The sequence below is a fragment of the bacterium (Candidatus Blackallbacteria) CG13_big_fil_rev_8_21_14_2_50_49_14 genome, assembly GCA_002783405.1.
Taxonomy (GTDB): domain Bacteria; phylum Cyanobacteriota; class Sericytochromatia; order UBA7694; family UBA7694.
The window spans coordinates 41,895-57,486 of sequence record PFGG01000074.1 but is presented as its reverse complement, the minus strand read 5'-3'; the positions used below and the strand labels follow the sequence as shown (position 1 = coordinate 57,486).

Here is a 15,592-nt window from a genome sequence, read left to right as displayed (position 1 = left end):
CTTAAGGCTATGCTAGAGGCCTGAAGTTCAAGAAAGGCAGCTATGTTCAAGCAATCCCTGTCCGACCTTGCCCTTTTTGGAGGCGACCCCCTGTTCCACGAAAAGCGCTTTGTGGGACGGCCCAATCTGGCTCCCAGTGAAGAGATTCTGGCCGAAATTCGAACCGTATTGGAAAGCCGCTGGCTCTCCAATGACGGCCCCCAGCTCAAGGCTTTCGAAGCCGAACTGGCAGATACCCTGGGGGTCAAGCATTGTTTAGCCGTCAGCAACGCAACCCTGGGCCTGGAGCTGCTCTTTAAGGCTTTGGATCTGCACGGCGAGGTGATTGTTCCCTCGTTTACCTTTGTCGCCACAGTACATGCCCTGCAGTGGTTGGGAATTCAGCCTGTCTTTTGCGATATTCTACCTGAAACCCATACCCTCGATCCCCAGGCGGTGGAGCGCTTGATTACCCCCCAAACCTCTGCGATTCTGGGCGTGCATCTTTGGGGCCAGGCCTGCGAAGTAGAAGCCCTAGAAGCCCTTGCAAAGAAATACCAGCTCAAATTGATCTTCGATGCAGCCCATGCCTTGGGTTGCCAATACAAGGGGCGCATGATCGGCGGCTTGGGCCAAGCCGAAGTCTTCAGTCTGCATGCAACTAAGTTCGTCAACAGCCTCGAAGGGGGAATCATCACCACCCAAGATTCCGCCCTGGCAGAGCGCTTGCGTTTGATGCGCAATTTTGGCTTTGTCGATTATGATCAGGTGGTTGAGCTGGGTATCAATGCCAAAATGAATGAAATCTGTGCCACCGTAGGACGCAGCTCGTTGCGATATGCCCAGACTTTTATCGCCCAAAACCGACGCAATTACCAAGCCCTGAAACAGGCAACCCAAGGAATCCCAGGCTTGAAACTGCTTCCCTTGCCTGAAACCAGCAATTTTCAATATTTGGTCTTGGAACTCGATCCTGCAGGTTTTGGGCTTCATCGGGACAGTGTCGTTGAGCTGCTCCATGCCGAAAATGTAATTGCCCGTCGCTATTTTTATCCGGGCTGTCACCGCCTCAAACCCTATCTTCAGCTTTATCCTGAAGCAGGCAAGCAACTGCCCGTCACAGAGGCCATTGCAGAGAAAGTAATGGTATTGCCCACGGGTATGGCCGTCAGCAGTGAAGAGATCAATACGCTCGGAAACTTTTTAAGCTGGATTCAGAATCAGGCTGCAGAGATTCAAGCCATGAAAACAGCCCACGCTTTACCCACCGAATCACCGTTCTGAGCGAAGCGAGAGAAAATCCATGCTTTTTGATACTCACAGTCTTTAAAAAGAAATCAAAAATCAAGGAAACACCTTGGAAGCAAGCACTTCCGCGCAAAAGATTAAATATTAAATAATTTAATTTTAAATATTATTTTTTCTAATCTTAACCTTATCTTTATCTTTTTCAGCAAAATTAAATTTAACCAATCTATATCTAGTTTATAAATAAAATTTAATTCAAGTGAAGAAAAGAGTGAACCATGTCAACGATTACTGCTGTATCCAACACACCCCTTTTAAACACCCCTGTCCAAGCCCCCAAAGCCGCCCCTCAACAAACGGCTCCGGTAACAGAAAACAAAGCCCTGCTCAAAGACAGCAACGATATCACAGAACTTAAACGCGGCATGGTTCCCACCTTAAAAGGTGCCGGCGCAGGCGCTCTCGGAGGTGCGATGGCTGCTGGTGTCCCCTTGGCCCTGATGGCCTTGGGTTCTCATGGTGAAGGCAAGGGCTGGGCACAACTCTTCGCTCTGGCTGGTGCCATGGGAGGAGCTGTGACAGGCGGCTTAGCCGGTGGCGTTGCCGCCAATACGACAGAAAGCAAACTCAAAGGCGCAGCTGTAGGTGCGGGTGTAGGCGCACTGGTTGGAGGCCTGGCTTTGGCAGGTAAAAATCTCTCCAGCGGCAATATCAAAGACGCAGTAGCCGTAGGCGTTCTTGGTGCAGTTGTCGGGGGCGTAACCGGAGCGGCCGGAGGTCTGGCTGGCGCGATGACTGCTTCACGCAAATAAACCGCATAAAATTGTTTTACCCCCTGGGCTCTCACCCAGGGGGTTTGCTTTTAGGATCTCAGGCACACAATCCAATCCTTAAAAATAAGCATTGGAATGCAGACTCAAAAAATTTTTGTGCAAGAAAAAAAACATTAATCGATGATAAAGCTTAGTGGGAAATAGATTGAGGCCATTCAGACCTCAGATAGGCCTGTAAAACTAGGAACCCTGCAGCAAATGTTTAATGCGCTCGTAATCCTCAGGGAATTGCGCTTGATATAGTTCACGGATTCGGGCTTGAATTTTCGCCTGCTTATCCGGACTATCGGGTAAGTCAGAGACTTCATCACGAATCTGGCGCGCAATCGCCATCAGGCGGGCCTGGGCTTCGGGGCTCAGGGAAGACTCAAGCATTGCTACCCTTCGCATTCCAAACTACCCACCAAACGCTCTATATCGTCGGAGGTAATCACAGGCGCTGAAATCAAACACTCTAAATCCTGATACATGTGTTTAACCCATCCTCTTGTTTAACTTGAATACACTGTTTTCACGCTTACTTTAGCACAGGCAGCAAAAAGATCCTGTGATCTTTGATCAGAATGAAAAACAGAAGCAAGAGAAAGTCTTTAACGCGCGCAACGAAAACCCGTCATGGAATTGCGAAAATCAGGGGGTAAATCACTGCGGTTACTGGCGCGGTTCGCAAATTCATCATGGGCAAAACTTCCTCCCCGCAGAACTTTGGTACTCTTCTGGCCTTTCCCCCCCGGCCCAGGCGGGTTGCGATCAGGGCTGTTTCTGTAATAATGATCATCATACCAATCGCTGACCCATTCCCAAACATTGCCTGTCATATCACGCAAACCATAGGGACTGTTGCCCAAAGGTTTCTCACCGACGGCATGCAATCCGCCCAAACTTCCCTTACAACCTGAAAAGGTTGTTTTATCGCAGTTTGGCGCTTCATTTCCCCAGGCAAAACGCAGGCCCTGCGGACCACGTGCAGCTTTTTCCCATTCAGCTTCTGTGGGCAGACGCAAACCGGCCCAAGCACAATAGTCATGGGCTTCCTGCCAGTTCACGCAAATCACGGGATAATTGGCTTTTTTTTCAGGGTCCCAGACGGGTTTGCCATAATCACAGTGCAAGGGGGGCTTGTGGCCTGTCGCCAAAAGATAACGCATGTATTGAGACTGGGTTACTTCATGCTCCATGATTGAAAAAGAGTCGATATAAATCGTGCGGGCCGGGCGCTCGTCGTCCTGCCCCTCATTGAGTTGATCTCCACGTAAAAAAGGGCCTGCGGGGATCGAAACCAACGCCCCAAACTGACTCAATTGAGAGGTCATGGGGGAAGCCAGGGGCTGAAGGGGACGCGTTGGCGGAACAGTGGGCAAAGAAGAAGGCAAAGCCACGGGCGAGATCAGCAAATTGAGACGGGTGGTGATTTGTTGCCCCAATTGGACCACCGTGGCAGGGTTTAACTCAGGAGCCATTAAAGGTTCAACCGAACGGGCCTCGGCAGTCTCCACTTCGACAATCCGGGCATTGAGTGAATAACTTTTACCAAAACGGGTCACACTGCCCACCACAATATAACGGGCCCCCAAGTGCTTACCAATCTGCACTGCCGAATCGGGATCAACCAGCGCAGTATTCTGATAGCCCAATTCCTTCATAGCTTTCTGCAATTGGGTGCGTTCAACCACCCGAAACGCCTGTTCCCGGCTCGCCAGATGGGTAGAGAGAATCTCACTGGCCGCAGCGCCCAAGGAGGGTTCAACGCCAATGCTTTCAAACTGCACCACGGCGACCTTGGGTTTATTGTCTTCTGCAAAGGCAGAGGCCAAGCAAACCAAAAGGCTGAGTGAAAATAAAACCAGAAAAGCCAGATGAATCGGTGTTTTACGCATGGGGTGTATTATATCACGGCCGGTTCACCTCTTCTCTAGGGGTTTGCCCCCCAGACCCTGAAATACAGACCTGAAAAATAAACAAGCCGAGAATATACTATAATAGAGATTATCTTTATCCAGGCGTTTAGTTGAAAGCTCACCATGAAAAAACAATTACTCTTCAGCCTCCTGCTGCTGTGTTCCTGCAGCAGTTACCCCCTCCAGATGGTGCAAACCACCGCACTTGGCTCCGCTCAGTTGGAAGCACAGAGAAGCGCAAAAAAACTTGATATCCGCCTTTTTCGCAGTTATGGCAACGAAAGTCAGGTTTGGCTCAAGGCCCGCGTCATTCAAGCCGAGAATCAAAAACCTGAAAGCCCCCATGATTCTTCACTGGTTAATTTCTGGCGCAATCTCACCTCGCTGAGCGTCAAAGAAGTGCCCGGCATACAGGTGATCTTCAGCCTAAATGGCAAACAGATCACCCTGATCAGCGATAAAGAAGGCATGATTCAAGCGCCAATCGGTGCTTTTGGCCCCCTGTCAGCAGGCCTTTATACTTTGCAGGCCGAGTTGGCACCCGGTCAGAAAGCAACAGCCCCACCCAGCTCGGAAAAAATCGTGATCCAAAGCCTGAACAGCCAGGATATCGGCATTGTTTCAGATATCGACGATACGATTAAACTCAGCAATGTCACCCAAAAGCTCAATGCCCTGCGCCGGCTGCTCTTCAGCAATTCCTACAGTTCAGAACCCATTCCCGGCACCGCCATGCTCTACCAACGCCTTGAAAACCGCGACGGCCAAGCCGATGGCGATATCACGTATATCAGCGGCAGCCCCTTTAACCTCTCGCCGTATATTTACCGTTTTATGGACTTTCGCACCTTTCCTACCGGCGCAATTGAACTGAAAAAATGGGGCTTTGGCAAAACCGATGACAGCCCCTTGGAACAATACGCCTTTAAACTCTCACGTCTGCGCCAGTTATTCGCCACCTATCCCCAGAAAAGTTTTCTTTTTTTCGGAGACAGCGGTGAAAAAGATCCTGAAATCTACCGCCAGATTGCCCAGGAATTTCCAGGGCGCGTCAAAGGTATTTTTATTAACAATGTCACGCAGGCTCAAGCCCAGGATCCCCGTTTTCAAGGCACCTATCTGACCCGTGACGCGGTAGAGGCCGCTCAAATTCTGCTGAATCAGGGCCTGCTGACACCCGCCGATCTTGAAGCGATTCAAGCAGCCCAGGCCGGAAGGATTTTTGCAAAAGATGTGCCCGCACGAACCAGCCCCTGATGCCCCCCAAGCTACCCCGTGGAGTTTAGAGGGTGAAAAGGCCTATCGCAAAGGCGATCTGAAGCGCGCAAGAGCAGCTTATCAAAAAGCGCTTGAACTTTCCCGCAGCCCCGAAAACCTCAATGGTTTGGGCTTGGTTTTGATCGATCTCAAAGCCTATTCTGAAGCTCAGCCCTGTTTGGAAGAAGCCTTGGCATGCCTGCCGGATCAGGCTGAAATTCTGCAAAATCTGGGCCTGCTTTTTCACCGCCAGGGCCAATGGCAAAAAGCAGCCGAATATTATCTTCAGGCCTTGGGCAAAGCGCCTCTCCAGGCTGAAATATTTGTCAGTCTTTCAGAAGTGCTTGAACGTTTGGGCAAGCGCAAGGAAGCAATAGAAGCCTGTGAGCAGGCGCTTTTTTTAGAGCCCAAACTGGCTGAAGCTCACCAAAATCTGGGGCTTCTGCTCAGCAAAACAGGCAGGCTGCCAGCCGCATTGCGGCAAATGGAACAGGCCCTGCTGCTCAAACCAGACGCTGCCTCCATTTATCTCAGCATCGCCCAGGTTTTTTTTGAGCATGAACAAGGGGCCCAGGCCTTTAAAGCCTGCCAGGAAGCGTTGAAACGCGAAAGCAGCCAAGCCGAAGCCTATGCCCAATTGGGGCAGGTTTTGAACCAGGTCGGCGAATACGAAGCCGCCCGCCAATGTCTGCAAGAGGCCTTGCGTTTAGACCCGCAAAACCCCCGCTTTATGGCCTATTTCGGTCAAATCGCGTTGATGCAGGGAGAAGCAGAGTCTGCACGCGAATGGCTTGAATCAGCCTATGCGCAAAGCCTTGAAGGCCAGGATGAAATTTTGATTCACCTCGATTTTTGCCTGCGTTGCCTGCCCACTGTCAGCCAGCAAGAGCGACGGGCTCTTCAGAAAAAAAGCTGGCCCCTGCTTCAGGCATCTCCAGCACGGCCAGCAAAAAATTCAAGCTCAGAACGCCTGCGTATCGGCTATGTTTCTGCCGATCTACGTCAGCACTCAGCCGCCATGACCAGTGAAATGCTGCTGCGCCACCACAATCTGGAAAAATTCGAAATTTTTGTTTACGCCAATGTGTTCACACCCGACAGTGAAACCCTGCGTTTAAAAAGTCTGTTGCCCGAAGGGGAAAGAGACAGTCATTGGCGCAATATTGCCTATCTCAGCGATGCCGAAGTGGTCGAACAAATACGTGAAGACCAGATCGATCTGTTGGTCGACATGAATGGGCAGACCAAAGGACACCGCCTGAAAGTATTTTTACAGCATCCGGCTCCCCTGCAGTTCACAGGACTGGGCTATGGAGATGCTACGGGATTGCCCGGCATGGACTATTTCTTTTCCGATGCCCAGATCACCCCCCGCAGCAGTGTTTCTGAGTTCAGTGAAACCGTGCTTTATCTTCCCGAATTCATGCATTGGACGCCCCCTGATACAGCGCCCTCCTTGGTACCACGCGCAAAAGCAGCCCCGCTGGTGCTGGGCACAGGCAACAGTCTGTTTAAGCTGAATCAGCAGGTGCTGCAATGCTGGCATGAAATTTTACAGGCCCTGCCTGGAGCCCGGCTCAGAATCAAAGCCACAGCCCTGGGAGATGCAGGCACACGTGAGCGCTTTCTTCAAAAAATTAAAGCCTGGGGTGCTCTCGCCCAGCAGGTAGAACTTTTGGGCCCCAGCTCCCACGAAGAACATTTGGCTTTTTATCAGGAGCTGGATTTGGTCTTGGATCCCTTCCCCTATCAGGGAGGCGTCTCCACCCTTGAAGCGCTGTGGATGTCTCGCCCGGTGCTCAGTCTGGCAGGCCCCATGAGTTCTGGCAGCAGTATCCTGACCGCACTGGGGCATCCTGAACTGATTGCCCAAAGCGTTGAAGACTACCAGCAAAAGGCATTGGATTTGCTCCACGATCGCTCCCGCTTGCAAAGTTATCACCAGAGCCTGCGCAATGATCTACTCACATCCCCTCTCTGCCAAAGCGAAAACTTTGTCAAAACCGTCGAGGCCGCTTATACCCGCTGCTGGCAAGCCTACCTTCAAAAAGAAAAATTGAAATCTCCCACCCATATTGAATTAAGTGCCGGCTTTTGCTAGCATAAGGGAATCTTATCCCTGCAAATGAGGAATTTTACATGCGTTTAGGCTTGCTGTATTTTCAGGGCAAAGGCGGAGGCAGTGGTTCCACCATCGGCCCTCTCGGCCTGAGCTATCTCTCAGCCATCCTGAAACGCGATTTGCATTTCAAAGATGAAGACATTGTGCTGGAGGTCGATGACCCAGAACGTCTGCTGCGTCACGGGCCGGATATTATCGGCATGACCTCGTTTACAGAGACCTTTGAGCATGTCATGCGCCACGCCCGCTGGCTGAAACGCATGGCCCCTGAAATTCCGATTATTGTCGGGGGTGAACATATTTCTGCTGCGCCCGAAAGCTTGCCTGAAGAAGTAGATATTGGCGTGATCGGCGAAGGTGAAATCACCCTGCGCGAGCTGATGGAACTCTACTTGAACAAACAGGCCACCCCCGAAAACCTTGAAAAGGTGCAGGGGATTGTCTTCTGGCACGAGGGCAAACGGGTACAAACCCCGCCCCGCCCCTGGATGATGGAGCTTGACGAATTGCCCAAACCCGACAGGGCCTTGATCCATCGCCCGGATCAACTCTGGCAACAGCCCCTGTTTACCGCCCGAGGCTGTCCGTATCAGTGCACCTATTGCGCCTCTACCCGTTTCTGGCAGCGCACACGCTACCATTCTATCCCCCGTATTATTGAAGAAATTGAAGACATTGTCCGCGATTACCCCCAACAAACCCTGATCGCAATCAACGATGATCTCTTTCCCCTCAACCGCAAACGTCTGCGTACCGTCGTCGAAGCCATTCGCGCCAAAGGCCTGCACCGCAAGGTGGGCTTTACCCTGAATACCCGCGCCAATGTCTTTGATACCGAAATTGTTGAGCTGATTGCCGCCATGAATGGGCAGATTATTGGTTTTGGCTTTGAATCTGCCAGTGATAAGATCCTCAAACAGCTCAAGGGCAAAACCACAGCCCGCGAAGCCCTGCGGGCCCTCCAACTCTGTGAGCGCTATGGCATTGCCGTGGTCGGCAGCTATATGGTGGGCTCTCCCGATGAAACCTGGGAAGACTTGGCCCGCACCTGGTGGTTTATTCGCAATAACCGCGATCGAATCTGGAAACTTTCAGTGCTGATCTCCACGCCCTATCCAGGGACTGAATTCTGGCATGAAGCCCAAGAGCGCAAATTGGTCGATGAAAACTTTCAGCGTTGGAACGCCCTCGATTTAAGCCTGGAACCCGGCGAAACCGTTTATCTCAATCAACATATTGACGCCCGCAGCTTTGTGCCTGTTTATGAACATTTCCGCCATTTTCAATCCCAGCCCGAAAATGATCGCCAGGCCTTTACAGACATGCATATCAAGCGGGCCTATTACCAATATCTCTATGGACGGATCAAAGCCCAGGTCGGAGTGGCCTCGGTCTTGCTGCTCAGCGCCCAGAACCTGGGCACCTGGGACCATTTTGAAGAAGAACAGCTTGATTTTCTTCCGGTTGCAGATGGAACCACTGATCTAGAGAGCCTGGGCGAGACCCGCTATGAGCGGATTGTTTTGCTGCATGCCCTGGAAAAACTCAGAGACCCCGTTACCTGCCTGCAAACCCTGAGAAACAAACACCTGGCGGAGGGAGGAGAAATCATCGCCATCTCTTACAATGTTCGCCACCTCTCCGTGCTCTACCACCTGCTGCGCGGCAGCTGGCAACTCACCCCCTTTTCTGTTCAGGAACAGGGCGCTTGCCGGTTTTTCAGCCCCCAAGGCCTGAAAAGCCTGCTGGAAAGCCAGGAACTGGTGGTGCATGAAAGCGAATTTCTGCGTTTTGGCCAGGCCAGCTTCAAACCCTTTCAGGAACAAGTATTGCCCTTGCTGGAATCACTGGGCTTGCCCCCCAGCGAAGAACAGGAAGCCTTCAGCCTCTGGCTCAGGGCCTGCCCTCAGAATGCCCCCCGAGTTGAAAACCCGTTTCAAACGGTTTCACGCGAGCTGAATATTGGTCAGCACGGCATTCACGAAGCGGTTCTGGCTATTCCTCACAGCCATTGAAGCCCTGAGAATCAGGCAACAACTCTAGGCCAGAAACCAGCGCGCCCCTTCCACCAAAGCCCAAATCCCTGCCAAAATCAAAAGGGAAGCCGAGATCCGATTAATCAGAGCACCATGGTATTTGAGAATCCCGACCTGTTTGCTCAGGCCCGTAAACAGGCTGGCAAGAAAAATCAGAAGCGTATACCCCAAACCATAGGCAGCCATGGTTGCAATCGAAAGCAAAGGATTTCCCGAAGTGGCCGCCAGGGCCAAGACACCAAACAGTACAGGACTGGCACAGGGTGAACTGATCAGGGCAAAGGCCACCCCGACGACAAAGGGGCCAGCACTCGGCATTCGTTTCACCACCTGGGGCAGGGGCAAGTGAATCCACTCCAGCATGGCCGCAGCCATCACCAGCACAATTAAAGCAACCACGCTATACAGCCAGCCCTTATAGGTTACCATCACAGCCTGGGCAAATCCTGAGGCCAAGCCAAACAGACTGGTAATCAAAACAACGCCCAAAACAAAAGCCCCTGATTTGCGCAGGGCATCCCAACGGCTTTCAATCTTGAGTGTGCCAATATAGCCCAAATTCATGGGCAACATCGCCAAAATACAGGGCGAAATACTGCCCAAAAGGCCCCCGGCAAAGGCCAATCCCAAAAGTGCTGGAAAAGGCAAACCAGCACTTTGTTTTTCAAGCAACTCAGAAAACCAGCCTTCAGAAAAGCTGAGTACCCGCTCCAGCAAAAGCGGACGAAAAAGAGCTGTCAGTCCCAGTAGAAGAAAGCAGGTTAAAAACAAACCCACTCCCAAAACCTGCCAGGAAATTTTCTGCTGCTTTTGCTCAGAACGGATAGCCATTTTACTTACTCCTGATGGGCAGCCAGGGCTTGATTCAGCGCCAGAACATATTTTTCACGCTTGCCTTCTGCCATAAACATTTTCAAGACTTTTTTAGTCTGGGGGTCAATAATCGCCACGGTAGAAGTCTTTGCACCAAATTCAGCATAGAATTTTTCAAGCCCCAGCTGTTTGGCTTTTTTCTCAGCCTCGGCAGTGGTTTTGGGGTTTGTTACATCCAGAACCACCCAATCGGCTTTGTTCATATAGTCTTTCATCAACCCCATGAGGGTGGGAGAAATCTTTTGACAGGCCGGGCACCAATCGGCTTTGACAACAGCAACAATCGGCTTCACTTGGGCTTTGGCAGGTTGGGTCTGGGTTTGAGAAGCAGGTGCCTTTTCAGCCATTGCGGGCAGGGTAAGGGAACCAGCACTCAGTAACAGAGCAAATAGAGATAAAATAACGGGTTTAAACATCTTGAGATTTCAAAACTCCTGGATTCAATTTTTAATTGGAAACAGCTGAGATTCAGCTTTCCTGTTCTTCAATCTACAGGGTTGAAATCAAAAAATATGTCAGATGGTTGACAAAGATCTGGAAAATATTTGTCAGCTACCTGACAGCCTGTTTGCATCAACAAAATCTAATATAAGCAAGTCTTCAATTTTCGAATTGAGACCCCCGATGAAAATGAAGCCAAACAACTACCCTGGCCATTTTCATCGGTTTATCCACTCAATCAGGAGCCCCTCAATCACTCAATGACAGACACGCAAAAAACAAAGATTAAATGAATTGGAAGCAGGGGTGCCCGAAAAAGACGGGCTCCCTGCTATCTTAAACCCACAATTTGAGAGCACTGAGCAGGCCCATTCAAACCTAATAGTTTAATTTATCAATTGTCAGGCTCCTGACAGAATACCTCACCCCCTATAGTTTATTTTTCTTGTGTGGGGGGTCAATCACATGAACCCCACACTAAAAAAGATAAGGCGAATAACGATGTCATTAAATCAGGCTTTGCAAGCTTTAAACACCCAGGGACTGGCAAAAATGCCCCCCACAGCCAAAGCAATTTTACAAAAAGGTTTAAGAGAATTATGGGCCAGTGGGCTGGCCGAAAAAGCACTCCAGGTGGGACAGAAAATTCCCGAGGCAGTGCTGCCCAATGCCTTTGGGCAAAGCTTGTCAATCCAGGATCTCTATGCCCAGGGACCTCTGGTGATCAGTTTTTACAGGGGCAGTTGGTGCCCCTATTGTAATTTGGAATTGCGAGCCCAACAGGCCATCTTGCCAGAACTTCAAGCGCTGGGGGCACAATTGGTCGCCATTTCACCTGAATTACCCGATCACAGCCTCGACTTAAAAGAAAAACTGGCCTTGGAATTTGAAGTGCTCACCGACAGAGAAAATGCCTATGCCCGTTCTCTGGGGCTTGTTTTTGCAGTCAATCCAGATTTACAGGCTGTCTACAGAGGGCTTTTAAAGCTTAATTTAAACCAACACAATGGCAGCACACAAGCCGAATTGCCAATTCCCGCCACTTATGTGGTGAATCGTTCAGGCAAAGTCATTCTGGCTCATATTCAAGCGGATTATACCCAGCGCATGGAACCAGACAGTATTTTACAAGTCCTGAAATTCGAAAAATAACCCCTGGAGTGATGAATATGCTCAAATCTTTGTTTATTCCTGTCTGGATGACGGCACTGGCTTTTTTTCTGTATGACAGCACGGCTGAGCTTTTTCAGTCAGGGTTTCGCTCTGTATTCTGGTGGAGTTTGTTCAGTGCGACAACGCTGGGGTTCCTCTTTATTGGCTCACTGTTTGTCTTCAAGCGCGCCCGCACCCAACCCAATTTAAGCAGTTGGAGCCTTTTCGAGCTGCTTGCTCTTGGCTTGGGTACGTGGGCTTGGGGGTTCGAAGAGATTCAATTGCTCGGACCTTTGCTCGGATTAGGACTGGTAGGGGGAAGCTGGTTTTTGTATGTCTATTGGTATTCTCGGCTGCAAAAGCCTGAAAATACCCCCTTAAAGATCGGTCAACCCCTGCCTGAGATGGTTTTTACAGATTTGCAGGCACAGCCTGTAAAATCTTCAGACTGGTTGGGAAAACCCACTTTGATTTTGTTTTACCGGGGCAATTGGTGCCCGCTGTGTATGGCCCAAATTCGGGAGGTAGCTAAACAATATCGGGAATTGAGCGAATGGGGTGTTCAAATCGTGCTGATCAGCCCGCAAGATCAGGCCCACAGCCAAGCTTTGGCAGAGAAATTTTCAGTGCCCATGCAGTTTTTGTCAGACCCCCAGGGGGCGATGGCCCAAAAACTGGATATTTTTCATGCCTGGGGCCTTCCCACAGGCATGCAAACCCTGGGTTATGATAAAGACACTGTCTTGCCAACCCTGATCATTCTTGATGCCGCTGGAATTGTACAATTTGTGGAAATTGCTGATAATTACCGGGTTCGGCCCGAACCTCAGGTTTTTCTCAACATTCTAAAACAGCATCGTATTTTAAACCCAAAGGATTCATGACATGTATAAACCGCTACTGATGGGTGGCCTTTTATCAGGAGTCCTGACGCTCTCGGCCTGCCAATTGCCTGTTTCTCAGCCATCAGCCAATTTTTGGTGGGGATGATTTTAATGGAACTTTCGGTATCCACAAGGCCTTTGATGACAGCATGGCCACGGAATGGTCAAGTCAGGGAGACGGTAACAAAGCCTTTGTCAGCCTGCGTTTTAAACAGCCCCAAAGGCTGAGCCACTCGGTTGATTTTAAATGAGGGAGAACAGGTTTTGGGGCCTTTTTTAAGCCCAGACCCCAGCCAAACTTATCTGTTTGCTTTAAATTCCAGTCTCAATATCACAAGTATCAAAATTGAGACAGTGAGCAGCAGTGGCGGAAATACCGGGGCGCGGGAAATTCGTTTTTACACAAAATAATTCTTCAATTTCTTACCATTGTCACTTACTTGACAGATTTTTAATTTAAGCAAGGTGATAATAGCAGTATAAATCAATTATTTTGCTAAAAAGGAAGAAATAAAGATGAAATTTAAAGGAATTAAACAAAGTTTATTTTCGATCATGGCAGCTTCTGTTCTGCTTCAGACCCCGGTTTTGACACAGGCGGCCCATGCCGAAAGAAACGAACATTTTGACACAGCCCAAGCCATGTATCTGGCCAATGAAGAGATCAAAGTTTTTTCCTGTGGCCTGCCGTATAAATCACTGGGTTCAGCAATTGATACCGATTCCTACTGGTATTCACTTTACAATCTGGGCAATCTGTCAATGATGTCGGGCATGGGGGTGCATCTGGTCAATGGGCCCGTGGGTGTGATGATATCGAATCAAAACAAAGCCCTGTTTCCCACCCCCAAAGACTTTATGGTATCGAAGGTCAAACAGTTCATGATGCGTTCAGGTCTCAAAGACATGCCCAAGAATATGTATCCCACCTATTTACCTTTTGCAGGCGGCACACCTCAGTTCACCCACAGTATCAACCCCTTTGATGCCGAAACCCTGCGTTGGAACCCTCAGAGTTTTGATACCCAGATCAAAATGGATGCCCTGGGACAGACGGTCATGAAACAGATTCTGTGGTCGGAAGATTTTTTCAGTGCCCACCGGGGCAATCAACTCGGACGAACAGAAATGGATGGTTTTCGGGGGGGGGTTTTGACTGCTGCCAGTTTAAACGCCCTGATGTCTTTAAAAGATCAATTGGCCTTTGATGGCCGCAAATTTACCCCTGTTGACCCAATGAACTATGATCCCATGAAAGGCCTGCGCTACTTCCCTCACGCCGTAGAGCCCCAGCTGCAGAGCAGTATGCCGGGCATGCCCGCGATGTTGACGGGATTTAAAGTCAGAGATGCCCATTCTCGGCTCTTTGATCAGGCCTCATTGCTCTGGGCTGCCAGTGAATTTTATTTTTACTCAGATCCGCTCGTCAAAGACAGTTTTGATTCGGTCTTTGGCGAAGAAGCTCAGGGAGCCCTCTTCCCGACCATGCCCCATATGCTTGCAAAAGGGGTTTCTGCAGTACTCTTAAAAAATCTGATGGCCATGCACCAAGACAGCAAAAACATGGTTTTTGTAGATCAGGCCAGCCCCGGTCACCAAGACAGCCGGGTTTCAACCGCCAGTTCTGGCATGTTGATTTCAGCCTTGGAAAACAGTATCAAAGCCTTTCATGACGATCCCATGCTCAAGCAAATGGGCACCCAGTTTTTAACTGCCCAGGCAGATTTTCTCATAAACAAACTGCAAACCCCCGATGGGCGCTTTTATACAGCTTTTCATTTGGGACAACAAAGACCTGAAAGTGGTGCATTTACGCTGGAGGCCCAAGGCTTTGCCATCAAAGCCCTAACTTTGGCTCACCAAGCAACAGGCAAAAAGGTATACCAATTGGCAGCCCAAAGAGGTTACGAGGCCCTCAAAAAATATTTCTGGGCCGAAGATGCTCAGATCTTTAAAGCTCTGGATTCCGACAAGGACGAAACCACGCTCAACGCTCAAAGCATCGCCGCAACCTTGGGTGCGCTGCGTGAACTGGCCTTACAAAGTGACGGCACAACCCGCAAAGAACTTGTGGCATATATGAGTAAGTTCTTTGAACACAGTGTCAAACGCGAAGATGGTCAAGGTCTGCAATTGGCTGAGATGGGCGAAACCGGTGAGATGATGCCTGAAGATGAATTTGAAATGGTCAAAATGACTGTTCAAATGAGTCAGTTGATGCGCATGCCCGAAGAGAAACGCATGGAAATGATAATCGGGATGCGGGACAGCGATGAAGACGGAACCCCCAACCCCATGTTTGCTGGGGGTATGTTTGGCACGGCTCCCGTTACCGCCCAAAGTATTACAGTCGCTCTTAATTAAGGAAAGGAAGTAAACCTATGAAAATGTTTTGGAAAAAAACTTTACAGGTCAGTTTGGGAATGGCAGTTTTGACGGGAGGCCTGATGTTGTTCAATGGCTCAGCACCACAGGCTGAAGCCGCAGCAGGCAATGCCAAAGCCGGAAAAAAGGTCTACATGCAACGCTGCGCCACCTGTCATGGCAATACCGGTAAAGCCGATGGGCCCGTGGGCAAAGCACTCACTCCCAAACCCCGTGATTTCAGTATCGGCAAATTTTTATATGCCAAAAATGACGCTGAGTTGATTGCTTTTATTAAAAAAGGAAAATCTCCAATGCCAGCCTGGGAAGGAACCCTAAACCCAACCCAGCTTCAGGATGTGGTGGCGTATATTCACACCTTAAAAAAATAGTTCTCGCTCTGTATTCACTTGATCGGCGCTGCCTCTCCCTTCGGCAGCGCTTTTTTTTGCCTCAATAGGTCTACAAGGCTCTATCCGATTTAAGGCTTGATCCAATCCCAAGT

The 15,592-nt window shown here is 49.8% G+C and carries 13 protein-coding genes; 9 read left to right on the top strand and 4 right to left on the bottom strand.

The window, feature by feature from the left end:
• Positions 1-42: 42 nt before the first annotated feature.
• Together COW20_21155 and COW20_21150 are read left to right on the top strand one after the other, a co-directional pair.
• Positions 43-1,263, top strand: coding sequence for a dTDP-4-dehydro-6-deoxyglucose aminotransferase (locus tag COW20_21155; protein PIW45209.1), 1,221 nt, complete (start codon positions 43-45; stop codon positions 1,261-1,263).
• Positions 1,264-1,505: 242 nt separating this feature from the next.
• Positions 1,506-2,039, top strand: a complete 534-nt coding sequence (locus tag COW20_21150; GenBank protein ID PIW45208.1) for a hypothetical protein — start codon at positions 1,506-1,508, stop codon at positions 2,037-2,039.
• A gap of 201 nt (positions 2,040-2,240) precedes the next feature.
• On the opposite strand, the gene COW20_21145 is transcribed toward COW20_21150, so the two are convergent.
• On the bottom strand, positions 2,241-2,435 hold the full coding sequence (locus COW20_21145; GenBank protein PIW45207.1) for a hypothetical protein: 195 nt from the start codon (positions 2,433-2,435) through the stop codon (positions 2,241-2,243).
• A 215-nt stretch (positions 2,436-2,650) separates the two neighbouring features.
• Positions 2,651-3,937, bottom strand: coding sequence for a hypothetical protein (locus COW20_21140; protein PIW45206.1), 1,287 nt, complete (start codon positions 3,935-3,937; stop codon positions 2,651-2,653).
• A 144-nt stretch (positions 3,938-4,081) separates the two neighbouring features.
• Between COW20_21140 and COW20_21135 the strand changes: the two genes are divergently transcribed.
• From COW20_21135 to COW20_21125, 3 genes are read left to right on the top strand one after another with little or no spacing between them, the layout of a single operon-like run.
• Complete coding sequence (locus COW20_21135) at positions 4,082-5,215, top strand: hypothetical protein (protein ID PIW45205.1); 1,134 nt, start codon at positions 4,082-4,084, stop codon at positions 5,213-5,215.
• Complete coding sequence (locus COW20_21130) at positions 5,190-7,316, top strand: hypothetical protein (GenBank protein PIW45204.1); 2,127 nt, start codon at positions 5,190-5,192, stop codon at positions 7,314-7,316. Before COW20_21135 ends, COW20_21130 begins: the two co-directional genes overlap by 26 nt.
• 38 nt (positions 7,317-7,354) lie before the next feature.
• The gene (locus COW20_21125) at positions 7,355-9,352 is read left to right on the top strand and encodes a hypothetical protein (protein PIW45203.1); all 1,998 of its coding nucleotides are present in this window, start codon (positions 7,355-7,357) and stop codon (positions 9,350-9,352) included.
• A 24-nt stretch (positions 9,353-9,376) separates the two neighbouring features.
• On the opposite strand, the gene COW20_21120 is transcribed toward COW20_21125, so the two are convergent.
• A complete protein-coding gene (locus COW20_21120) occupies positions 9,377-10,204 on the bottom strand; it encodes a hypothetical protein (protein PIW45202.1) in 828 nt (275 codons plus the stop codon).
• Between the two features lie 5 nt (positions 10,205-10,209).
• A complete protein-coding gene (locus tag COW20_21115) occupies positions 10,210-10,662 on the bottom strand; it encodes a thiol-disulfide isomerase (GenBank protein ID PIW45201.1) in 453 nt (150 codons plus the stop codon).
• 526 nt (positions 10,663-11,188) lie between these two features.
• Between COW20_21115 and COW20_21110 the strand changes: the two genes are divergently transcribed.
• The 4 genes from COW20_21110 to COW20_21095 all read left to right on the top strand — a co-directional run bounded on the left by COW20_21110 (position 11,189) and on the right by COW20_21095 (position 15,479).
• Positions 11,189-11,839 carry an alkyl hydroperoxide reductase gene (locus COW20_21110; GenBank protein ID PIW45200.1) on the top strand — a complete coding sequence of 217 codons (651 nt, stop codon included), beginning with the start codon at positions 11,189-11,191 and terminating at the stop codon, positions 11,837-11,839.
• Positions 11,840-11,850: 11 nt separating this feature from the next.
• Positions 11,851-12,723: a hypothetical protein gene (locus COW20_21105; GenBank protein PIW45199.1), complete on the top strand. Its 873-nt coding sequence runs from the start codon at positions 11,851-11,853 to the stop codon at positions 12,721-12,723.
• Between the two features lie 516 nt (positions 12,724-13,239).
• A complete protein-coding gene (locus COW20_21100) occupies positions 13,240-15,087 on the top strand; it encodes a hypothetical protein (protein PIW45198.1) in 1,848 nt (615 codons plus the stop codon).
• Positions 15,088-15,104: 17 nt separating this feature from the next.
• The gene (locus COW20_21095) at positions 15,105-15,479 is read left to right on the top strand and encodes a hypothetical protein (protein PIW45197.1); all 375 of its coding nucleotides are present in this window, start codon (positions 15,105-15,107) and stop codon (positions 15,477-15,479) included.
• Positions 15,480-15,592 lie beyond the last annotated feature (113 nt).